Raw genomic sequence first — 22143 nt, forward strand, 5'->3', positions numbered from 1 at the left:
AGGAATTACATCCCTCGACACTATGCCGCTGCCCCCTAACAAAGCGTTAGGTCAATGCCTTCAATTGCCCGTTTCGCAACATTATTACGTAGAGTTTCGATCTGTTTTCTTAAGGCGTTTGAAACCCACCAAGGCTAAGGCCCTGCCCGGTGTAACAGCGAATCCGCGATCCCCTGCCAAGCGATGAAAAACGGCCCCAAAGCGGGGCCGTTTCATCACATTTGCAACGCAGATCTGCTGGCGTCACTGGACTGACAACATGCCCTTCTCGGACGCCAGTTCGCGCATCTTCTTCTGCAGCTTTTCAAAGGCGCGCACCTCGATCTGGCGGATCCGCTCGCGGCTGACGCCATATTGCGTGCTGAGATCCTCCAGCGTCTTAGCCTGATCGGCCAGACGGCGCTGAGTCAGAATATCCTTCTCGCGATCATTCAACACCTCAAGCGCGCTTGCCAGAAGTTCACGCCGGGCCTCAAGTTCATCGCGTGCCTCATAGTCACCGGCCTGATCTGCGTCTTCATCTTCCAGCCAGTCCTGCCACTGCATGGTGCCCTCGCCCTCACTGCCAACAGTGGCATTGAGAGACGCGTCCCCACCGGACATACGCCGGTTCATGGAGATCACCTCGGTCTCGGTCACTCCGAGATCAGTGGCGATTTTCTTGACGCTGTCCGGGTGCAGATCGCCCTCTTCAAGTGCACCGATACGGGCCTTGGCCTTGCGCAGGTTGAAGAACAGCTTTTTCTGCGCCGAGGTTGTGCCCAGCTTCACCAGCGACCAGGAGCGCAGGATATACTCCTGAATTGAGGCGCGGATCCACCACATGGCATAGGTCGCAAGGCGAAAGCCCTTCTCGGGGTCGAACCGTTTGACCGCCTGCATCAGGCCGACATTGGCTTCAGAGATCACTTCGGCCTGCGGCAGGCCGTAACCGCGATATCCCATCGCAATTTTTGCCGCCAGACGCAGGTGCGACGTCACCATCTTATGGGCAGAGGCACTGTCCTGCTCTTCCACCCAGCGCTTGGCCAGCATGTATTCCTCTTCCGGTTCCAGCAGCGGGAACTTGCGGATTTCCTGAAGGTACCGATTCAGCCCGCCTTCGGGTGTTGGTGCGGGCAGGTTTGCATAATTCGCCATTCTTTGTGTCCCTCCCAATGTATAAGGACTTAACATCTTGTCATATGGGTTAACGCATAGCCCCGTTCAAGAGTTGCCAAGTTTATCTCTTATAGGAATCGTAAGAAAAGCGGTCTGTGACGAAGTTCACAGGGATTTGCACACAAAGGAGCCGCGCATCCACACCGAATGCGCGTATAATCCCCTCTATAATTCAGCAGCTTACCAACCAAGAGGCCGTATTATGCGCTGCAGCGGTTCCCAGCTTTTGCAGCAAATGCGCCATATCTTCCGGCAAGGGCGCCTCAAACCGCATGGCGTCGCCTGTGACCGGGTGGATGAACCCCAGAACCGCCGCATGCAGCGCCTGACGCGGGAAGGTCTGGATGGCAACGGCGGTGTCTTCCGGCAGCGATTTTGCCGCCAGCTTGCGCTTACCGCCATAAACAGGATCCCCAACCAGCCCGTGGCCTGCATGCGCCATATGCACGCGAATCTGATGGGTGCGCCCGGTTTCCAGCCAGCATTCGATCAAGGCGACAACTGGCGGTGTGCCAAAGGCATCGACGATGCGCGCGCGGGTAATGGCATGACGGCCGCCCTGAAACAGAACCGCCTGCCGCTGCCGGTCGGTCTTGTGACGGGCCAACTGGGTGGTCAGCTTCAGGATATTGCCCGGCTCGAAACTGGTGCCTTTTACACCGCGCAGCCGTGGATCGTTGGCGTCAGGCACACCGTAGCAAATGGCGCGGTAGTAGCGTTCCACTGTGTGTTTCTCAAACTGCGCCGCCAGCCCCTGATGTGCGACGTCGGATTTGGCCACCACCAACAGACCGCTGGTCTCCTTATCGATGCGATGAACAATGCCGGGACGTTTGACACCGCCCACGCCGGAAAGGTTGTCGCCGCAGTGATGCAACAAAGCGTTGACCAAGGTGCCGGAGGGTGTGCCAGGCGCCGGATGCACGACCATGCCTGCGGGTTTGTTGATGACAATCAGATCGTCGTCTTCATAGATGACCTCAAGCGGGATATCCTCGGGGCCTATGTGGCTGTCCTCGGCCTCCTCCACGGTGATCTCGATCAGCGCGTCAGCCTCCGCCTTGGCCTTGGGGTCGGTCACGACCACACCGTCCACCTGCACCTGCCCAGCCTCAATCAGGCCTAGCCAGTCGGGTGCGGGACAGGGTGGCTTCCTCTGGCACATCACGCGAAACCGCTTTATCAAGCCGTTTAGGCGGATTTTCCGCGATGACAAACTCGATCCGGCGGCGGGCCATGACACATCCTTCTGAAACAGATAATCAAAGTGAACCGCCCCAGCTGGTGTTCCTGCGGCGGATGGTGACCACATTGACGGTGATCATGATTTGCGGGTTCTTAGTGGTTCTGACCCTGCTTGTCATCCGTTTGTCTGCATCCGGTCCAAACCTGCCGGAAACTGTCTCCCTGCCGACTGGCGTCAGTGCCCGCGCCGTGACCTTTGGCGACGGCTGGATTGCGGTGGTGACAGATGAGGATGAAATCCTGATCCTGAACAATCTGAGCGGCGCGGTCGAGCAGCGGTTGAAGATCCAGCCTGCCGAAAACTGACGCAAGGCGGCGGTCACAAGTCGGCAGACAGAGCCTCACAGGCTTGAGAGAGCGTTGAATTCACAGGATAAAGATAAAACCAACGCAGCATAGCCTGAAGCCGGTTTCTGTCTAGGCCGCGATTTTCTTGGGGTGAAGAGTGGTACCACCTCCCCGGCTCGAACGGGGGACCTCCTGATCCACAATCAGGCGCTCTAACCTACTGAGCTAAGGCGGCACTGAGGGCGATTTAATACAGGGGCGATGAGAGCGCAAGAGGAAAGCCGCAAGTTTTTACCCTCAATGTGCAGAGATGTGCCGCCAATGGGACGGGTCGCGCGCACCCAGACATACCCCGTCTGACATACCCCGTCTGGCGGCGGCGGGTTCTTGCCTTTAGACTGCTGGCAAGCTAGCAGAACCAGCTAACGCAAGCCCGACGACAGGAGTGCCGCATGAGCATCAATACCGAGCGTGACATCGAAGCCAATATGCAGATCGGCCCCACCGATGCTGGCATGGTGCGCATTTTCATCGAAGCCGATGGCATCGAGATCCCGATGGATTTCGACCCGGAAGAGGCCAATGAAATCGCCGAAGAGATCATGGCAGCCGCTCAGGCCGCGCGCAGCCTCAACACCTGATCTCGGGACCGAACCGGCCCTCAGACACTCCAGGTCCCAGCCGCACCCGGCTGGGGATCACGCAACCGATGCAGGCGACTGGCCGCATCCATCGCGAATTTCTGGATCAGCTTTTTGCGTCTGGCGGCGGGCAGCTTCTGCTCCGGCGCCATGCGGACAATCTCTGCGTCGTAGTCATCTGCAATGATCAGCCCGCTGTCATCCGGCAACAGCTCATTCGGAAACGCCAGATCCACGGCCCAGAAATAACGGTCGCACCACTCCAGATAGCCCTGCCATTTGCTGTCGGACTGGAAATCGGCGCGGCTGGACTTGCACTCCACCACCCATAGCTCACCCTTCGGGCCAAGCGCCATAACATCAACCCGAAGACCGCGCGCAGGGACGAATTCCTCAACTGTGACAAAGCCAAGCGTCGCCATGTGACGCGCCACGCCGCGCGCAAGACGCTGACCGGGGGCAAGATCCTGTACCATGGCGGCAATGTGAACAATTCATGAACAAATAGCAAGTCCACGCCATGGACCAATCGTCTGATCACGCCCTGTCAGCGGCGCTGAGTGCCCTGCGTTGACCAACGGCACGAAAAGACTTGGGCCACCCCCTTGTCTCCCCCCTGCCCGCCCCCTAGTTAGAGCGGAGGCGGGTTCTGCCCTTCTCGTGACAGGTAGCATTCCAGTGGCCTTAAGCAATTCCGAGGGAGCTGGCTCTGTTCGGACCCTGGTCCTTTTACCTGGCGCCCACCTGTACATACAGGTCCTCGGGAATCAAAACCGCACGGTTGACTGGTGGTCCCGCCGCATTCCACCACAATTCGATCTGACAAAAGAAAAGCCGCGCCTGAGAGAGGCACGGCTGGTCGATTGGGGGCAAGTGTGCCCAAGCCACATCGCACTGCGGACTAAGGGTCAGCGACGCGGCAGCTGTCTGGAGGCTTTCTCGGCGGGGACCCGCACCGGGATCATCTCACGTTTCACATCCGGCGTGATGCGCATTCCGCCCCGCGGGCCATCGTCCTTCCCTGCGAGCGACATCACCGCATAGCCGAACTGCACCCCAGCAAAGACGATCCCGTTCATGAACCACAGGAGCGCAACCGCCAGCAACCCGCTGTCCGATGTGCTGACCAGATGCCAAAGGTTCATTACATTGAGCCACAACAGCATCCCGACAAAGGCCCCGGCGATGGCAAAGCCAATCACCACATTCTGAATATAGAGTCTCACCAGCTTCGGCATAAAACGCCCTCCTGCTACAGGAAAAACGGTAGCATTCTTTGCTGGGGCGTCCAGCGGCAAATGGCGGATCGGCGGAATTTGACGCATGTCGCCCGGTCTTTGACACTCGCCTTCGGAAGCAGAATCAAAAAAGCGCGCCACTGGGGCACGCTTTCCAATTGTCTTCACATGACGCTCTATCTTCACCTGTCTTTTTGCATCCCGTTACCAAGGGACGCCGCCTGCCAAGCGGGCCTCAAAAGGCCTCGGGCGCTGCCTCGCGGGCCATGTGGTCCAGCACGGCGTTCACAAACTTCGGCTCTTTCCCTTCCGGGAAGAAGGCGCGTGCGATATCGACGAACTCGTTGATCACCACCTTGGGCGGGGTTTTACCCGTCAGAAACTCAGCGCCAGCGGCACGGAACAAGGCGCGCAGCGTGGGATCAATCCGGGCAATCGGCCATTTGGCCACCAGCGCACGGTCGGTCATCTGGTCAATCTTGGCCTGTTCGTTGACCGCGCCCTCAATCAGCTTGCGAAAGCTCTTGGAGTCGCCCTCAGCCATTTCATCGCCGTCATAGACTGCACCAAACCGGTGGTCTTCGAATTCGACAATGACCTTGTCAAAGGTCAGATTGCTATGTTCCATCTGAAACAGCGCCTGCACGGCATAAAGCCGGGACGCTGATTTCATCTTGTGCTTGTCACTGCCCTTGCGAGCGGCGCCCTGGCTGTCCGAGGTGGTCATGCGGTGGTGGGTCCATTATCTGAGTCGGCCAGTCTGATGGCCTCGGAAGGGGCCTTGAAGCCGACTCCCTTGGTTTGGGCGCCCCATTTACGCGTCAGCGCGATCAGATGCAAGGCCGCAGCGGCAGCGCCGCCCCCCTTGTTCTGATCCTTGGTATCTGCCCGGACCTCTGCCTGCTTGCGATTTTCCACGGTCAGGATGCCATTGCCGATGCACAGCCCCTGCAAACCCATCAGCTGAATTGCCCGGCTGCTGTCATTGCAAACGGTTTCATAATGGGTGGTTTCGCCCCGGATCACACAGCCCAGCGCCACATAGCCATCAAAGTTTGAGCTGCGATCGGCGATTGCGATGGCCGTCGGCACTTCCAACGCGCCGGGCACCTCGATCAGCTCGCAGGTGCCGCCCGCGGCCTCAATCTCCGCCTGCGCCCCGGCGACCAGATTGTCGGCGATGTCCTTGTAATAAGGGGCGACGACAATCAGCAGCTTCACCGGCTTGTCAAAGGTCGGGCGGTCCAGCGTGTAGTGGGTTTCATGTGCAGCCATATCAAGCGTCCTTCAACAGAGGTTTGGTGCCAACAATGGTCAGGCCATAGGCATCCAGTCCAACATAGGTGGTGGAGGGCGAATCTGTCAGCAGCACCAGCTCCTGCAGCCCCATTTTTGAGAGGATCTGCGCGCCCAGACCGGTCTGCTTGATGGTGCGCGGGCCCTCGTCGTCCTGCGCATAGAGTGCGCTGCGCGGCTCGCGGAACAGGCAGACCACACCGCGCCCTTCCGCGGCGATCAACTCCATCGCGCGGGGCAGCTGGCGGGCCGACTTGGGACCCAGCCCCAGCAGATCGGTCGCCTCATGCAGCGCGTGGGTGCGGGTCAACACAGGTTCCGGCGTGGTGATATCGCCTTTGATCATCACCACATGTTCGATGCCATGGGTCTGATCGGTAAACAGGCGCATCTCCCAATCACCACCAATCTCGGCCGTCACAGTCTCGCGCGAGGTTTCAACCACCAGATTGTCGTTGCGCGCCCGGTAAGCGATCAGGTCGCTGATGGTGCCAATCTTCAGCCCATGTGTCTTGCCAAAGGTGACCAGCTCCGGCAGGCGCGACATGGTGCCGTCATCATTCATGATCTCACAGATCACCCCGGACGGGTTCAGCCCGGCGAGGCGCGAGATATCAACCGCAGCCTCGGTATGGCCCGCCCGCACCAGAACCCCGCCCCGCTTCGCCCGCAGCGGAAAGACATGGCCCGGTGTCGCGAGCGATGCCATGGTGTTATTCTCGTTAATGGCCTCCGCAACGGTCAGGGCGCGGTCGGCTGCCGAAATCCCGGTCGAAACACCCTCGCGCGCCTCGATTGATACGGTGAAGGCGGTTTCATGACGCGAGGAGTTGTTCACAGCCATCATTGGCAGCCCCAGCGCATCAACCCGTTCGGCGGTCATCGGCAGGCAAATCAGCCCTCGCCCATGAGTCGCCATAAAGTTGATTGCCGCAGCATCCGCAAATTCGGCGGCAATCACCAGATCGCCTTCGTTTTCGCGATCTTCGTGATCCACGAGGATAAACATCCGCCCCTGGCGGGCCTCTTCGATGATCTCTTCAATCGGGCTGATTGCATCGCGCAGCTGGGCTTCAATCGGCCCCGGTGTTTCAAAGCTCATTCAGGCAACCTTTCGGTGGGCAGTCGTGGACAGCGGTCTATGCGACCCCCACAGCCCCGAGCAAGGCCGTGGATACCAAAGCGGGATAGACCAGCCATCCCGCAAATACCAGCCCCGCATGCGGCAGACCATAGCCCGGACGCGGCGTCGCCGTCAGCAGCAGGCCTGTCAGTTGGCGGGTTGGATCGTCAACGTGGCAGCGTCCCGACCTGCCAGTCGCCCTGCAGTCAAGCGTTGACGCGCGCCGCCAAGGCGGCGCGCTCGGCCCAACGCTCTGCGCGGCACTGGTGGTGCCGCGACCAAGGGGCGGGAGCCGTTTGCCTCAGCTCTAGACGGTCGTTCCGGTCGGCGTAGGTGACCAGAGTTAGCTTGCTTCGTTCAACCGCGCGACGTAGCGGGCCAGCGTGTCGATCTCTAGGTTCACCGCATCACCGACAGCCACATCCCCCCAGGTTGTAACCTCTTTGGTGTGCGGGATGAAATTGATGCCGAAATCACAGCCCTCCACATCATTCACAGTCAGTGAAGTCCCGTTGAGCGCAACCGACCCCTTCGGTGCGATGAAACGTGCCAGATCCTGTGGCGCGCGTAGGGTAACACGGGTGCTGTCACCCTCATCGCGGATGTCCACCACTTCGGCAACCCCATCGACGTGGCCTGACACGATATGGCCGCCCAGCTCATCACCAACTTTCAGCGCGCGTTCCAGATTGACCCGCTTGCCAACGGTCCAGCCGTTGCCGCCGATATTGGTCTTGGACACAGTCTCGGCCGATATCTGCACGTCATACCAATCGTCCCCCAGCGCGATCACTGTCAGGCAAACGCCGTCAGAGGCAATCGAGGCGCCAATATCAATGGTGGCGGTGTTATAGCCGGTTTTAATCCGCGCCCGCAGGTCGCCCTGCTGCTCCAGCTCGGTGATGATGCCGATATCGGTGACGATGCCTGTGAACATGGGCGGGCTCCTGCAAATGCGGTTGTGGCCGTGTTGATCGGCTTAGCGCCTCTCTGGTAGCCATTGGACCGCCGCGCGGCAAGCCCCGCTGTTGCCGGATGAACCCGCCCCGCCCTGCAAATGCCCGACACCGATGGCCGCTCTTGCCTTGCGCTGGTCCGGCGCCCTACCCTAGACCGCGAATATGGTTAAGCCGAATTAGCGGTTAAGCCATTGTTTGTACAATCGGGATATAATTGACCCATTATGCACAAGACCGACGATCCACAGCGCGCTTTCCTGTTTCTGCAAGGGCCTCACGGGCCGTTCTTTGCTAGTCTGGCAGAGATGCTGCAGGCGGCTGGCTGCGCTGTCTGGCGCGTCGGTTTCAACGCGGGCGATCAGGCGTTCTGGCGCGACAAGACCAGCTACCTGCCCTATCGCGGCACACCGGAGGACTGGCCTGCACATCTCGAACAGGTGCTGGGTGATCGTCAGATTACCGATCTGGTGCTTTACGGCGACACCCGTCCGATCCACGCGACAGCTGTGTCCGCGGCGCGCGCACGCGGCATCCGGGTACATGTGTTTGAGGAAGGTTATCTGCGCCCGTACTGGGTCACCTATGAACGGGAGGGCTCCAACGGGCATTCCCGGCTGATGGACATGCCGGTCACGCAGATGACCGCGGCCCTTGCCCTGTCCGACATGGAGGCACCATTGCCGCCGTCCCATTGGGGCGATACCCGGCAGCATGTCTTCTATGGCGCGCTTTATCATGGTTTTGTCATGCTGCTCAATCGTGGCTACCGCCAGTTCCGCCCCCATCGGGCGCTGCCGGTCACCCGCGAATTTCAGCTATATCTGCGCCGCCTGCTGCTGATGCCGTTCCAGGCGCTTGAGCGTCGGGTCGCCACAAGACGCATCCGCAACGGCGGTTTCCCCTACCACCTGGCGCTGCTACAACTGGAACATGACAGCGCCTTTCAGGAGCATTCGCCCTTTGCCAGCCTGACGGATTTCCTGACCGACGTGTTTCAGGGCTTCGCTGAGGGTGCGCCACGTCATCATCACCTCGTGGTCAAGGCGCATCCGCTTGAGGACGGCCGGGTTCCGATCCGGCGCACCGTCCGTCAGCTGGCCAAACGCTACGGGCTGGAACATCGCGTGCATTACGTGCGCGGCGGCAAACTGGCCGCCCTGCTGAACGAGGCCCGCACCGCCGTTACCGTGAATTCAACCGCAGGTCAGCAGGTGCTCTGGCGCGGCATCCCGCTGAAGGTGTTCGGCAAGGCTGTCTATGACAAGCCTGAGTTTGTTTCGACCCAGCCACTGGCGGACTTCTTTGCCGCGCCCGCAAGGCCGGACAACCGCGCCTATAAGGACTATCGCCGCTATCTTCTGGAAACCTCGCAACTTCCCGGTGGTTTCTATTCCCGCAAGGGTCGCCGCCAACTGCTGCGGCAGGTGGTGGATATGATGCTGGCGGCAGAAGACCCCTATCAGGCGCTGATGCAGGGGACAGCGGCACCGCGGCAACAGTTGCGTGTGGTGAGCTGAGGCGCCACATCTCTAAGGCTGGATTTTTTCAAGACACTGCGCTAGCTTGGCCCCAAAACTTGAGGCAAAACAATAATAGGTCGAGGAGACCGAGCAGTGAAAACCGTTCCCTTTCAATGGGCGCGACCGGTTGCGATTCTGGCCGCAGTCTCGCTGGCAGCATCCTGTGGCCTTCCCCAGGTCGGCCCGAACAAGCGTCAGATCTACGCCGGTTCCGTGCAAAAAGAAGGCGATGCCTTCATCGTCTCGGTCAATGACCGCGTCACCCGTGCCACCGCTGTTGTACCCGCGCTTGGATTTTCTGACAGTTTCCGCAGCGCCGGTCGGCTGACCTCCGATGTGATCCGCCCCGGTGACGTTCTTGGCCTCACGGTTTGGGAAAACGTCGACGACGGGTTGCTGGCGGCTGAAACAACCAATGCCACGGTTCTGGAAGAGGTGCAGGTCGATAGTGCCGGCTTCATCTTCGTTCCCTATGCTGGGCGGCTGCGCGCCTCCGGCAATACGCCGGATCAGCTGCGCCGCACCATCACCAAGAAACTGGAAGACCAGACCCCGGACCCACAGGTTCAGGTGCGCCGCCTTGCAGGCGATGGCGCAACCGTCAGCCTGACCGGGGCCGTAGGTGGACAAGGGGTCTACCCGATTGAACGCCCCACCCGGACGCTGGCGACCATGCTGGCCCGTGCAGGCGGCGTCGCGATTGAGCCTGAAAACGCCCAGATCACCGTCATTCGTGGCGCCGAGCGTGGCACCATCTGGTTCCAGGATCTCTTCAAACATCCAGAGCTGGACATTGCTCTGCGCGGCGGGGACAAAATCCTGGTGGAAGAGGACAGCCGCTCCTTCACCGCATTGGGCGCCACCAGCGCGCAGGCGCGCGTCCCGTTTGAAAGCCAGAACCTCTCCGCCCTTGAAGCGATCGCGCAGGTCGGCGGTCTGGTCTCCACCGCGTCGGATCCCACCGGCGTCTTTGTCTTGCGCAATGAACCTGCCGAAATCGCCAATCAGGTCTTGGGGCGCAACGATCTGATCGGTGCGCAGCGGCTGGTCTATGTGCTGAACCTGACGAAACCCAACGGGCTGTTTGTGGCGCGCGACTTTGTGATCCGCGATTCCGATACGCTCTACGTCACAGAGGCGCCCTACGCCCAGTGGACGAAGACGATTTCCCTGCTGGCCAGTCCGCTGGCTCCCATCGCCAGCGTCGAAAGTTTGGCCAGCGGCGGCTGATGACATGACGGGACAATACCCGACGACCAAGGCCGGGGGCGCGCGCTCCCGGCTTTTTTATTACAACGCCGGCTTCCTGCGTCAAAAGCGGCTGCGGCGCATCCTGACACTCGCCGGGTATGACCTGCGCTTGGGCAAACCAACCGCCGATGATCTGGTCGCGGTCTGGGGCAATGCTGATACCGCCCATCGTGGCCATGCTGTGGCTGAGGCGCAGGGCTGTGAGCTGTTGCGGGTCGAGGACGCTTTCCTCCGCTCGATCCATCCCGGCCGCGCGGGAGAGCCGCCATTGGGGCTGTTGCTGGACCGCTCCGGGTTGCATTTTGACCCTGCAACTCCCTCCGATCTGGAGCAACTGCTGGCCTCGCACCCACTGGATGACAGCGCATTGATGCGGCGCGCCCGGCGCGCCATCGCACGGCTGCAGGACGCCCATCTGAGCAAATACAACGCCTATTCACCGCAGGCCCCGGTCCCTGATCCCGGTTACGTGCTGGTGATTGATCAGGCTCGTGGTGATGCCTCCGTCCGTGCCTCGACCCCGTTCGAGGGCACCGATCACGCGCGATTTCAAGAGATGCTCTATTACGCCCAGGACGAACATCCGGGCGCCCGTATCATCATCAAATCCCACCCAGAAGACCGCGCAGGCCACCGCCCCGGCTACTACAGCGCAGCAGACGCGCAGGGCCGGGTTGAAATCCTTGACGCGCCGGTGTCGCCCTGGGCGCTGCTGGAGGGCGCAATCGCTGTCTATACTGTATCGTCGCAAATGGGGTTTGAGGCGATCCTCTGCGGCCACAGGCCCCGTATCTTCGGCCAGCCCTTCTACGCTGGCTGGGGCCTCAGCGAGGATGAATTCCCCATCACCCGCCGCCAGCGCCGCCTGACCCGCGCGCAGCTGTTTGCAGCCGCGATGATCCTTTATCCCACGTGGTACAGCCCCCATCACGACCGCCTGTGCGAGCTGGAGGAGGTGATCGACGCGCTGGAGGCAGAGACCCGCGCCTGGCAGCAGGACCGCGCCGGTTGGATCGCCTCTGGCATGCGGCTCTGGAAACGTCAGCCGCTACAGACTTTCTTTGGCCGCTACCGGCGCCTGCGGTTCAGCAACAGCGCCAAGACGGCGAAGACCAGCGGGCGCAACTGGATGATCTGGGCCGGGCGCACCAGCACGGGGCAATCTCCCGGCGCTCATCGTGTCGAGGATGGGTTCCTGCGGTCGCGCGGGTTGGGCGCGGATCTGATCCCGCCGCTGTCGCTGGTGGTGGACCGGCAGGGGATCTACTACGACCCCCACCAACCCAGCGATCTGGAGGATCTGATCGCCGCCCGCGCCACCCTGACGCCGGAGCAGCAACAGCGCGCAGAAGCCCTGACCCAGCGACTGGTGCAGGACAGCCTGTCGAAATACAACCTTGGCGGCACGGTGCCGGACCTGCCGGAGGGGCATCGGGTGCTGGTCGTGGGACAGGTGGCCGATGATGCGTCGGTGCGGCTGGGCTGTGAGAAAATCGCGACCAACGCTGATTTGCTACGTGCCGCGCGCGCTGCAAATCCGGACGCGGTGCTGATCTACAAACCCCACCCCGATGTAGAGGCCGGACTGCGTAGTGGCAGCATCGCCGCTGAGCAGCTGGCGGATGTGGTGGTTCCCGACAGCGATCCGATGGCGCTCTTGGATATGGTACATGAGGTCTGGACGATGACGTCGCTGATGGGGTTTGAGGCCCTGCTGCGCGGGGTGAAGGTCACGACGGTTGGCGCGCCCTTCTATGCCGGTTGGGGGCTGACCACGGATCTGGGAGCCGTCCCGGTGGCCCGCCGCCGTGCACGCCTCTCGCTGATGGGGTTGGTGCACGCTACGTTGATCGACTACCCGCGTTACGTGGATCCAGTCAGCGGCCAGCCCTGTCAGGTGGAACTGGTGGTCGAGCGACTGGCCAAAGGAGAAATCCCCGAACTAAGCGCCGCCAACAGAACACTGGCCAAGCTTCAGGGTCTGCTGGCCACCTACGCCCACCTGTGGCGCTGATCTGCGCGCGCTTAGGAGACCCTTTTGGCAGTGGGCGCCTGCCCCTACTCGCGCAGGGAGCGCGTCCAGCGGTGCTGGATATCAGCCCCGACCGGACGAACATCCAGTAAATCAAAGCGCGGCGCCTCGGCCAATGTGTCCAGCCCGAGGCCGCCAATCGAAGACAAGCCATCGCCGCCGATACCCAGCCCTGCGGTGAACCCGATCAACTCATCCACCAGATCCTGCGCCAGAAGCGAGGCCGCAAGCGCACTGCCCCCCTCGCAGAAGACCCGTGTCAGCCCGGCCTGTCCCAGTTGCTGCAGCACGTCGCCCGCGTCCAGCTGCAACCCGTCCGCCGCGCAGGGCAGCAAGACCGCCCCCAACCCTTCCCAGGCGCGCAGGCGCTCAGTGTCGGCTCCGGCACCGTGGCAGATCCAGACCGGAATGTCGCGCGCGCTGCGCGCCAACTGTCCCATCAGCGGCAGATCCAGATGACGCGAAATCACCACCCGAACCGGCTGATGGGTCACGCCAAGATCCCGCACCGTCAACGAGGGATCATCGGCCCGCGCGGTACCGCCGCCCACCATCACCGCATCATGGCGCGCCCGCATGGCATGTACTGCCCGCCGCGCCTCCGACCCGGTGATCCACTTGCTTTCGCCTGTTGCGGTGGCAATACGCCCGTCAAAACTGCTTGCCAGTTTCAGGGTAACAAAGGGACGTCCCTGTTCGGTCTTCAGGAAGAAACCGGCATGATCCCGCGCTGCCGCATCGGAACAGACCCCAGTGGTGACCGAGATCCCAGCGTCACGCAACATCGCAAACCCATGACCTGAGACGCGCGGGTCGCTATCCTCAATCGCGGCGACAACACTCGCGACACCGGCGTCGATCAAGGCCTGCGCACAAGGCGGTGTCTTCCCGGTGTGGGAGCAAGGTTCAAGCGAGACATAGGCGGTTGCGCCGCGCGCCAGCCCCCCGGCCTGCTGCAACGCCTGTGGTTCAGCATGGGGACGCCCGCCCGGTTGCGTCCAACCACGGCCAACGATGCGTCCGTCGCGCACAATCACACAGCCTACCGCCGGGTTCGGCCAGCAGTTCCCCTGCCCGCGCCGCCCCAGCGACAATGCCAGCGACATGAACCTCGCGTCCTCGGGCCGCGCCCGTTCTGCGGGGCTCACTCTTCCGGCGCCACCGGCGGGCGCAGCTCGTGAACGAAATCCTCGAAATCATCCGCCGCCTGGAAATTCTTGTAAACGCTGGCAAAGCGCACATAGGCAACGGTGTCGATCCGGGCCAGCGCCTCCATCACGATCTCACCAATCTTGCTGGACTGAATATCGGTCTCGCCCATGCTTTCCAGCCGTCGCACGATCCCCGAAATCATCTGGTCAATGCGTTCCGGCTCAATCGGGCGTTTCTGCATGGAAATACGGATCGAACGCTCCAACTTGTCGCGGTCGAAATCTTCACGTTTTCCATTGGTCTTGATCACAACGAGATCACGCAGCTGCACCCGCTCGTAAGTGGTAAACCGACCGCCGCAGGCCGGACAGAACCGGCAGCCAAGCGGATCGAGACATGATCCTCAGCAGGGCGCGAGTCTTTTACTTGGGTGTCGATATTTCCGCAAAATGGGCAGCGCATCAGCTGTCCCCCCTGTTCCAGTCCGCCGGTCAACGGGACGCCGCTGCGCCCTTATCCACAACTATATGGCAGCCTCTAGGGTTTGGGTAGAGGTGAATTGCGACCACAAGATGCCGGGGCCTAGACCAGATGCGCGATCACCCTGCGGCTGTGTGGCGCGTCGCGATGCTCGAACAGGTAGATTCCCTGCCAGGTGCCCAATGCAGGGCGCCCATCGCGCACAGGGATGGACAGGCTGACCGGCAACAACGCTGCCTTGATATGGGCGGGCATGTCGTCCGGCCCTTCATAGATGTGACGCAGATAAGCCATCGACGGATCGGAGGCCGGAGGCACCAAACGGGACAGATAGGCCAGCAAATCGCCCTGCACCTCCGGATCAGCGTTTTCCTGGATCAACAGCGAACAGGACGTGTGCTGCACAAAGAGCGTCAGCAGCCCTTGGCTGCGCCCGCTACCCTGCACCCAACGGGCGATTTGATCGGTTATCTCATACAGCGCCTGGCCACGGGTTGTGACGGTGAACTCTGCCTGCATGGCCTCTGCCCTTGGTCCTGATTGCCTTGATCTGGGCACCTTAGTTGCGACTGCGGAAGGGAAAAATCCAATCTTCGCATTTGCCATAAGCCGCATTGGCGCGGAACGCATATCCCGACGTCAGGATATCGCCGGTCCAATTGCCGGTAAAGGGCGTCACCCCGGTAGCTGCCGGATCCAGCGTGAAGCGCACGGCAGAGCGGGCACCAGTGGTGGCGCTGGGGCCGATACCGTCCACGGCGTAGATCTTCGTCTGCCAGGACAGCCCCAGGGATTTGCGCACATAGTCTCCGGCGGCACACCAATAGTCTGATTTCAGGGCTCCGGCCCGGCCAATCACCTCAAACTGCCCGGTCCCGGCAGGCACCACCTCCAGCCGATTGATGGCGCGAAAGGCGAAGGCCGGTGTCGACAGGGCGACCAGTGCCAGCCCGGCGCCCACGGTTCCCAGAATCCGTCCACCTGAGGTGGGAATAGTGCGGCCCGCTACTTTGGTAAGGTGGGAGGTAAAACGGGAAAGAAAACGCATGGGCAACCTCCTGGTTCGGGGCCACTGTGATCCTTAGAAGCGGGTAAAAGCAGTTGTGCATTGGTGGTCAGCCTGCTGAACACTCAGCCGGTCCCCGACGCGATAGGCGTTGGTCCGCTTCAGCCAGCTGTCGCCACGCTCGCTCGCAACCGGTGTCAGCGTGAAATGCACGGTGGATTTGCGGTTCACCGCCACCCCGGCGCCCAAGCCACGGGCGACGTAAATGTCCTGCCTCCAGCCAGCGCCCAATGCGCGGCGGGCGTAGTCGGCAGCCCCACACCAGAACGCCGAACGAACAGCGCCCTGCGGTGGGGCCACTTCGAACTGGCCATCAGACAGCGCAAAAACCCGCGCCCGGTCAGGGGTGACATGGGCTGTCGGCGCTGCCTCTGCACAAGCTGAGAGCGCAAGCGTCGCTGCAAGGGGTAAAGAAAGTAGTCGCATGATGCCAATCCCTGAATAAGTTGATCTGCCGCGCGTCCGGACTGAAACCCTCAGACCAAAGGGGCCCACTCCGCAAAGCATACGGGTCTCAGACCTGAGATAGGAGGCCAAAGGCAGGATTCCAGATACCGAGCGGTGCGGCCAGTCACAACTGATCACTTTCACCGGGGCAACGCCACTTTGCCGCGGCGACGCAACCAATCACCTGGTCACCGCGTTGAGCAGCCAAACACCCCAAGCGAGAGGATCTTTCTATGGCTCAGAAAACCCTGTTCATCACCGGCGCTTCCAGCGGCATTGGCGCGGCAACCGCCCGTGCGGCCCATAAGGCAGGCTGGAATGTCGGGTTGTTTGCCCGATCCGAGGACAAATTGAACAGCCTTGCCACGGAACTGGGTGACGGTGCCCTGATCCTGCCCGGCGATGCGACGAAATTCGAAGATCAGGTTGCCGCCCTGCAGCATCTTCACGACAGTTTCGGCCAGGTCGACGCTGCTTTTGCCAATGCGGGCACTGGCTTGAACACACCCGGCACGGAGAAGGGCGATCCGGCTGAATGGCACGATTTGGTACATATCAATATCATAGCCCTGCTCTACACAGCCAAGGCCGCCCTCCCACATCTGAAACGCCAGAAAGGCCACATGGTGCTGACCGGCTCGGCAGCCGGGCGCGTGCATATTCCCGGCTCAATCTACGGCGCCTCCAAATGGTTCGTCCATGGCTATGGTGGCAATCTTGCAGAGGAGATGAAGGAATGGGGTGGTCGCTGTACGGTCGTCGCACCGGGCATGGTGGACACCGCCTTCTTTGATGAGGCCAAGCCAGACAAGCTGAAGCCCGAAGATGTGGCCGATGCCGTCGTCTTTGCACTGGAGGCTGATCCGCGTAACGCCGTGCGCGAAGTGTTCCTGATGCCTACCGGCTAACCCGGCAGTCGCAGACTCTATCTGTCGCATACCATCCGGGCGTGGATCACATCCCGTCCGGGTGGTTGCAGCGACATCACAAGTGCCGTCAGCAGAACACCCGGCTTAGTGGCGGCGCTCAGTCGGAAAGGGTATGATTTCAGCGGTTTGTCCTTCGGTCAGGGCCGTGGCCAACACATCCAGAACATCTGGGTCCGCCGCCTCACCAGCCTCTTCGCCGAAGGCGGCGCAGGCCCGATCCATCAACATGGCGCGGGCAGCTGGAGCGTCCAGCTCCTCAAGCAACGCGCGATCCTTGCGCATGATATCCACCAAAAAAGCATTCGCCTTGGTCAGCGCGCTGAGCGATCTAAGTTTGTCGTCCAACACGGTGAGTGCGTCGTTCAAATTCGAATTTTGCGGCATTGGACCCCCTCCGATATCGCGAAATTAATATGTTGGTAACTTAGGTACTCGCAGGCCGAAGACAATTGCTGACCGTTAGGAATGGTTAACACACCGACCGGCCGGTACATCGCCAAGCGCCCCGTATTTCGCCCCGCATCCAGCGCAACCCTGCACACGCGCAACAAAAAAGGCGCCCCGAGTGGGACGCCTTTTTCTTTGATGCGGTTGCATCAATGTTACTGGTCGAGGAACGACCGCAATTTGCGCGAGCGGCTCGGGTGCTTCAGTTTCCTGAGCGCCTTGGCCTCAATCTGACGGATCCGTTCGCGGGTCACGCTGAACTGCTGGCCAACTTCCTCCAGCGTGTGGTCGGTGTTCATACCGATACCAAAGCGCATCCGCAGAACCCGTTCCTCACGCGGGGTGAGCGAGGCCAGAACCCGGGTGGTGGTTTCCTTGAGGTTCTCCTGAATGGCGCTGTCCAAGGGCAGCACGGCATTCTTGTCCTCGATAAAATCGCCCAGCTGGCTGTCTTCCTCGTCCCCGATCGGGGTTTCGAGAGAGATCGGTTCCTTGGCGATTTTCATCACCTTGCGGACCTTCTCCAGCGGCATTTGCAGCTTTTCGGCCAGTTCTTCCGGCGTCGGCTCGCGGCCGATTTCATGCAGCATCTGGCGGCCAGTACGGACCAGCTTGTTGATGGTCTCGATCATGTGGACCGGAATACGGATGGTCCGCGCCTGATCCGCGATGGAACGGGTGATCGCCTGACGGATCCACCAGGTCGCATAGGTCGAGAACTTATAACCGCGACGGTATTCGAACTTATCCACCGCCTTCATCAGGCCGATGTTGCCTTCCTGAATGAGGTCAAGGAACTGCAGGCCGCGGTTGGTGTATTTCTTGGCGATGGAGATCACGAGACGCAGGTTGGCCTCGACCATTTCCTTCTTGGCCTGGCGGGCCTCTTTTTCGCCCTTCTGAACCTGCTGCACAATGCGGCGGAATTCAGAGATATCCAAACCAACGTATTGACCGACCTGGGCCATGTCAGCGCGCAGTTCTTCAACCTTCTCGGTCGACCGCTCGACAAACATCTGCCAACCACGACCGGGCTTTTCGCCCATCTCAGCAAGCCAGTTCGGGTCCAGCTCGCGACCGCGATAGGCCTCGACGAATTCACGACGGTTGATGCGGGCCTGATCTGCCAGCTTCACCATGGAACTGTCGATCGACATGACCCGACGGTTGATCCCGTAGAGCTGGTCGATCAGCGCTTCGATCCGGTTGTTGTGCAGGTGCAGCTCATTCACCAGCAGCACGATTTCTGCGCGCAGGGACTGATAGACCTGCTCGTCGCGTTCGCTGAAGGAGCCATCTTCATTCAGGGTGGCCGAAATCCGGCTGTCCTGCATCTCGCTCAGCTGTGCGTAGTCTGAGGAGATCTGCTCCAGCGTGGTCAGGACCTTGTCTTTCAGCGCCGCTTCCATCGCGGCGAGGGACATATTGGCCTGATCATCTTCGTCGTCGTCATCGTCCTGGGCAATCGGATTGCCGTCGGCATCCAGCTCCGGGCCGGTTTCCTTGGCGGCGGGCTTGTTCGCGGCCACGGCAGAGGTATCCACCACCGGCTCGCTCACCTCGCCATCCTCATCCAGCTGGTTGCCGAATGTCGCCTCAAGGTCGATCACATCGCGCAGCAGGATATCTTCGGACAGAAGTTCATCGTGCCAGATGGTGATCGCCTGGAAGGTCAGCGGGCTCTCGCAGAGGCCTGCGATCATCGTGTTGCGACCGGCCTCGATCCGCTTGGCGATGGCGATCTCGCCCTCGCGGCTCAGCAGTTCGACGGATCCCATCTCGCGCAGATACATCCGCACGGGGTCGTCGGTGCGGTCCAGCTTCTCAGCTGCCGCCCCGGCCACCGCCACTTCGCGGTTGCTCTCGGTGGTCACCAGTTCGGTCGAGCCTTTCTGCTCTTCCTCTTCGGCTTCCTCATCCTCGATGATGTTGATGCCCATTTCGGAGAGCATGGACATCACATCCTCGATCTGCTCCGAACTCACCTGATCCGGCGGCAGGACCTGATTGAGCTGATCATAGGTGATGTAGCCCTTCTCACGCGCTTCGGCGATCATCTTCTTGACCTGAGCCTGGCTCATGTCGAGAGAGATTTCGGGCTCCTGATCGTCAGGTTTGCGGTCGTCGGTATCTTTGGCGGCCATTCAATGCTCCTCGTAGGGGCTGGGGCGATTCGGTTTCGCGAATCATTATCGCGATCCGCTGATTCGTCACCCGGTTTACCCGTTTTTCTTTCGCTCTTCCTTAGCAAAACGACTCACTGCGGCGCAGCGGTCACTTCTTGGAGTAGCCAATTCGTTCCAACAGGGCTCCGAAAGCGTCGCGTTCCTCACGGTTCAGACGCGCTCCGTTCTCCCCCACATCATATTGCGCACGGTCTTCATTCTCGCTGCGCACGGCCTTGTTGCGGGCTTCTGCCGCCTGCCCCAGTCGCCATGTCACGGCTTCATCTGCCAGCCCGTCCAAATCCTCTTCCGCCTCGGCCAGCTCAGCGTCGAGCCCACGGCTCGCCTCCAGTTTGGCAAACTCCTCCGCCAGGGTCAGGCTGGCCACTTCAACGTCACCGGGACGGCGCAGACAGGGGCTGATTGCCACATGGCGAAGCGCAAAGAGGTTTTCAAGGGCATGCGCCCCGGCAGCTGCAGCTATTTCCTCTTTCAGCCGTTCGGGCGCATCCACGCCATGGCGCAGCACCAGATCGCGCAGCAGCGCGTGATCTGACCCGATACAGGCCATGCGCTCCAGATTGACCTCATATTTGGCGATGACGGCCGGGGTGGTGATCACCGTGGCCAGGATCACCGCCTCGCGCACCCGCACCAGCGACTCCTCGCTGCCACCGGCCAGCAGAGAGTTGCGCGTGGTTGCCAGCGGCTGCGGCGGGGCGTTCTTGCCCCGCCAGGGCATGCGCGTACCATCGCGAAACCCGCTGCCCTTGCGGGTTTTGCCGCCCGCATAGCCACCTTGTTTGCCTGCATAGCCCTGACCGCCCGATGAGTCGGACCGACCGGCAAGCACACCCGCTGGCGCTGCCCCGGCATCGTAGGGCCCAGCATCATAGCCGACATCATACCCCGGATCGTAGCCCGCCGGATAATACCCCGGATCGTACCCAGCGTCGTAATCTGCTCCAAAACCGGGATCATCTGCGGGCCTGCTCCCCGGATCAAAACCAGGGTCAGGCGCGACATCGAAGCCGAGATCCAGACCGGACCCGGCAGTATCCTCCCGCGGGCGCCCCCCGCGAAACAGTTCCCAGCGCAGATCCTGCAGGTCCTCGCCATAGTGGCGGCGGATCGACGGATCGCGGATCAGCCGGATCTTGTCGCGCAGCGCCTTGTCCAGCGCCGCCTTGCGTTCCGGGCTGTCAAACACCTTGCCTTCGGTCTCGCGCTGCCACAGCAGCCGCACCATTGGCATCGCCTGATCCAGCACCGCCTGCACGGCCTCGCGCCCTTCGGCGCGGATCAGATCATCCGGGCCCTTGCCTTCCGGCATCAGCGCAAAGCGCAGGGATTTCCCCGCCTCCAACAGAGGCAGGGCCAGATCGATCAGACGCATCGCTGCGCGCAGGCCTGCAGTGTCCCCATCCAGCGCGATGATCGGTTCATCCGCGATCCGCCACAGCATTTGCAGCTGGTTTTCAGTGATCGCCGTGCCCAAAGGCGCCACCGACGCCTCAAAGCCGCCTTCGGCCAGCGCAATCACATCCATGTAACCTTCGGCAACCAGCAGCTGGCCGGATTTCCCCGAGGCGGTGCGCGCAGGTCCGTGATTGTAAAGGCTGCGCCCCTTGTCAAACAGCGCCGTCTCCGGAGAGTTCAGATATTTTGCATTGTCGCGCGGGTCCATTGCACGCCCGCCAAAGGCAATCGCCCGCCCGCGCGCATCACGGATCGGGAACATGATCCGGTTGCGGAAGGTGTCATAAGGTTTGCCGCCCTTGTTGGACGGTTTGGCAAGACCTGCCCCCATGATCAGCTCTTCCGGCACCCCCTTGCCGCGCAGCGCATCCCAGAGGTTCTGCCACCCTTCCGGCGCAAAGCCGATTTCCCAACGTTCCAGCGCGGGGCCGCTCAGCCCGCGCCGCGCCAGATAGCTGCGCGCGCCCTCCCCGGCCCGCGTGTTGAGCTGCAGGCGAAAGAACCGCACGGCCTGCTCCATCACCTCGGCCAGTTGGGCCCGGTGATCCTGTTTCTGCTGCGCCCTTGGATCACGGGCGGGCATTTCCATCCCCGCCTCCTGCGCCAGAATCTGCACCGCCTCCATGAAGCCGACATTCTCGGTTTCCTGCACAAATTTCAGTGCGTCCCCTTTGGCATGGCAGCCAAAGCAGTAGTAAAACCCCTTGCGGTCATCGACGTGAAAGCTGGCGGATTTCTCATGGTGAAACGGGCATGGTGCCCACATGTCGCCCTTGCCCTGGTTCGATTTGCGCTGATCCCACATGACCTTGCGCCCGACAACCTGGGTGAGGCTGACGCGGGTGCGCAATTCGTCAAGGAAACCGGGGGGAAGCGACATCTCAGTTGCTCTGCAGCTGCTTTTTCATCTTCTGGATCTGATCCCAGTTTTCCAGGCACTGCTGTTCCATCAACGCGCCCAGATCCGTATTGCGCAGATCGCGCTTGCGCAGGCTGTAGACATGGGCCGTCAATTGCGGAATGGCCTTGCTGTACTGGTCCGGCCAGCTGGGATCGCTGTCCAGAATCGTCTGGCTGACCTCCGCCTGCTTCACCCGGTCCAGCCGCGCCTGCTGCACCGCCGCCATGACCTGCCCTTGGTACTTGCAGCTTTTTTCTTTCTTTTCAGCTGCATAGACTGGCGTTGCCAGCAATGCCGCGACAAGGGCAAGACGGATCATACAG

Annotated in this window: 21 protein-coding genes, 1 tRNA gene and 2 pseudogenes; 6 read left to right on the forward strand and 18 right to left on the reverse strand. The window is 61.2% G+C overall.

What is annotated here, in order from left to right; all coding sequences use genetic code 11:
* Positions 1 to 243 precede the first annotated feature (243 nt).
* Both rpoH and L0Z65_RS09105 read right to left on the reverse strand, forming a co-directional pair.
* Complete coding sequence (gene rpoH, locus L0Z65_RS09100; RefSeq protein ID WP_014874008.1) at positions 244 to 1140, reverse strand: RNA polymerase sigma factor RpoH; 897 nt, start codon at positions 1138 to 1140, stop codon at positions 244 to 246.
* 193 nt (positions 1141 to 1333) lie between these two features.
* A pseudogene (locus L0Z65_RS09105) lies at positions 1334 to 2399 on the reverse strand (RluA family pseudouridine synthase).
* On the opposite strand from L0Z65_RS09105, the gene L0Z65_RS09110 reads away from it, so the two are divergent.
* On the forward strand, positions 2398 to 2712 hold the full coding sequence (locus L0Z65_RS09110; protein ID WP_040180863.1) for a DUF6476 family protein: 315 nt from the start codon (positions 2398 to 2400) through the stop codon (positions 2710 to 2712). The pseudogene L0Z65_RS09105 and the gene L0Z65_RS09110 sit on opposite strands and share 2 nt — an antisense overlap.
* Before the next feature lie 140 nt (positions 2713 to 2852).
* Here the strand turns inward: L0Z65_RS09110 and L0Z65_RS09115 are convergent.
* Positions 2853 to 2929, reverse strand: a tRNA-His gene (locus L0Z65_RS09115).
* A 217-nt stretch (positions 2930 to 3146) separates the two neighbouring features.
* Here L0Z65_RS09115 and L0Z65_RS09120 point away from each other — a divergent pair.
* Entirely contained in the window at positions 3147 to 3335 is a 189-nt protein-coding gene (locus L0Z65_RS09120; RefSeq protein WP_014874005.1) for a DUF6324 family protein, read from the forward strand.
* A 20-nt stretch (positions 3336 to 3355) separates the two neighbouring features.
* On the opposite strand, the gene L0Z65_RS09125 is transcribed toward L0Z65_RS09120, so the two are convergent.
* From L0Z65_RS09125 to L0Z65_RS09150, 6 genes are all read right to left on the reverse strand, one after another.
* Positions 3356 to 3811, reverse strand: a complete 456-nt coding sequence (locus tag L0Z65_RS09125; protein ID WP_102897400.1) for an MmcB family DNA repair protein — start codon at positions 3809 to 3811, stop codon at positions 3356 to 3358.
* 432 nt (positions 3812 to 4243) lie between these two features.
* Entirely contained in the window at positions 4244 to 4573 is a 330-nt protein-coding gene (locus tag L0Z65_RS09130; protein ID WP_102897401.1) for a hypothetical protein, read from the reverse strand.
* 235 nt (positions 4574 to 4808) lie between these two features.
* The gene (nusB, locus tag L0Z65_RS09135; protein WP_040180865.1) at positions 4809 to 5300 is read right to left on the reverse strand and encodes a transcription antitermination factor NusB; all 492 of its coding nucleotides are present in this window, start codon (positions 5298 to 5300) and stop codon (positions 4809 to 4811) included.
* On the reverse strand, positions 5297 to 5848 hold the full coding sequence (locus L0Z65_RS09140) for a 6,7-dimethyl-8-ribityllumazine synthase (RefSeq protein ID WP_014874001.1): 552 nt from the start codon (positions 5846 to 5848) through the stop codon (positions 5297 to 5299). Before L0Z65_RS09140 ends, nusB begins: the two co-directional genes overlap by 4 nt.
* A 1-nt stretch (position 5849) precedes the next feature.
* Complete coding sequence (gene ribB, locus L0Z65_RS09145) at positions 5850 to 6971, reverse strand: 3,4-dihydroxy-2-butanone-4-phosphate synthase (RefSeq protein WP_014874000.1); 1122 nt, start codon at positions 6969 to 6971, stop codon at positions 5850 to 5852.
* Between the two features lie 364 nt (positions 6972 to 7335).
* A complete protein-coding gene (locus L0Z65_RS09150; RefSeq protein ID WP_118067488.1) occupies positions 7336 to 7929 on the reverse strand; it encodes a riboflavin synthase in 594 nt (197 codons plus the stop codon).
* Positions 7930 to 8175: 246 nt separating this feature from the next.
* On the opposite strand from L0Z65_RS09150, the gene L0Z65_RS09155 reads away from it, so the two are divergent.
* The 3 genes from L0Z65_RS09155 (at position 8176) to L0Z65_RS09165 (ending at position 12736) form a co-directional block, all read left to right on the forward strand.
* Positions 8176 to 9468, forward strand: a complete 1293-nt coding sequence (locus L0Z65_RS09155; protein WP_096870875.1) for a capsule biosynthesis protein — start codon at positions 8176 to 8178, stop codon at positions 9466 to 9468.
* Positions 9469 to 9564: 96 nt separating this feature from the next.
* Entirely contained in the window at positions 9565 to 10701 is a 1137-nt protein-coding gene (locus L0Z65_RS09160; protein ID WP_024097976.1) for a polysaccharide biosynthesis/export family protein, read from the forward strand.
* A 4-nt stretch (positions 10702 to 10705) separates the two neighbouring features.
* A complete protein-coding gene (locus tag L0Z65_RS09165) occupies positions 10706 to 12736 on the forward strand; it encodes a capsular polysaccharide biosynthesis protein (protein WP_405106972.1) in 2031 nt (676 codons plus the stop codon).
* Positions 12737 to 12780: 44 nt separating this feature from the next.
* On the opposite strand, the gene ribD is transcribed toward L0Z65_RS09165, so the two are convergent.
* From ribD to L0Z65_RS09190, 5 genes and pseudogenes are all read right to left on the reverse strand, one after another.
* A complete protein-coding gene (ribD, locus tag L0Z65_RS09170) occupies positions 12781 to 13902 on the reverse strand; it encodes a bifunctional diaminohydroxyphosphoribosylaminopyrimidine deaminase/5-amino-6-(5-phosphoribosylamino)uracil reductase RibD (RefSeq protein ID WP_405106975.1) in 1122 nt (373 codons plus the stop codon).
* Positions 13899 to 14368: pseudogene (gene nrdR, locus L0Z65_RS09175) on the reverse strand (transcriptional regulator NrdR). Before nrdR ends, ribD begins: the two are co-directional and overlap by 4 nt.
* A 120-nt stretch (positions 14369 to 14488) precedes the next feature.
* A complete protein-coding gene (locus L0Z65_RS09180) occupies positions 14489 to 14905 on the reverse strand; it encodes a secondary thiamine-phosphate synthase enzyme YjbQ (protein ID WP_405106978.1) in 417 nt (138 codons plus the stop codon).
* Positions 14906 to 14945: 40 nt separating this feature from the next.
* Positions 14946 to 15434, reverse strand: a complete 489-nt coding sequence (locus L0Z65_RS09185) for a hypothetical protein (RefSeq protein ID WP_405106981.1) — start codon at positions 15432 to 15434, stop codon at positions 14946 to 14948.
* Between the two features lie 33 nt (positions 15435 to 15467).
* Positions 15468 to 15878 (reverse strand): hypothetical protein, encoded by a 411-nt coding sequence (locus L0Z65_RS09190; protein WP_040180877.1) that lies wholly within the window; start codon positions 15876 to 15878, stop codon positions 15468 to 15470.
* Between the two features lie 254 nt (positions 15879 to 16132).
* On the opposite strand from L0Z65_RS09190, the gene L0Z65_RS09195 reads away from it, so the two are divergent.
* Positions 16133 to 16807 carry an SDR family oxidoreductase gene (locus tag L0Z65_RS09195; RefSeq protein WP_405106985.1) on the forward strand — a complete coding sequence of 225 codons (675 nt, stop codon included), beginning with the start codon at positions 16133 to 16135 and terminating at the stop codon, positions 16805 to 16807.
* 105 nt (positions 16808 to 16912) lie between these two features.
* Here the strand turns inward: L0Z65_RS09195 and L0Z65_RS09200 are convergent, their stop codons facing one another.
* The 4 genes from L0Z65_RS09200 to L0Z65_RS09215 form a co-directional block, all read right to left on the reverse strand.
* Positions 16913 to 17212 (reverse strand): hypothetical protein, encoded by a 300-nt coding sequence (locus L0Z65_RS09200; RefSeq protein ID WP_096868444.1) that lies wholly within the window; start codon positions 17210 to 17212, stop codon positions 16913 to 16915.
* A 218-nt stretch (positions 17213 to 17430) separates the two neighbouring features.
* Positions 17431 to 19419, reverse strand: coding sequence for an RNA polymerase sigma factor RpoD (gene rpoD / locus L0Z65_RS09205; protein ID WP_040180881.1), 1989 nt, complete (start codon positions 19417 to 19419; stop codon positions 17431 to 17433).
* Between the two features lie 130 nt (positions 19420 to 19549).
* Positions 19550 to 21799, reverse strand: coding sequence for a DNA primase (gene dnaG, locus L0Z65_RS09210; RefSeq protein ID WP_405106990.1), 2250 nt, complete (start codon positions 21797 to 21799; stop codon positions 19550 to 19552).
* A 1-nt stretch (position 21800) separates the two neighbouring features.
* Positions 21801 to 22139 (reverse strand): hypothetical protein, encoded by a 339-nt coding sequence (locus L0Z65_RS09215; RefSeq protein WP_024097986.1) that lies wholly within the window; start codon positions 22137 to 22139, stop codon positions 21801 to 21803.
* Positions 22140 to 22143 lie beyond the last annotated feature (4 nt).

The organism is Phaeobacter sp. BS52, assembly GCF_045040595.1.
Classification (GTDB): Bacteria; Pseudomonadota; Alphaproteobacteria; order Rhodobacterales; family Rhodobacteraceae; genus Phaeobacter; species Phaeobacter piscinae.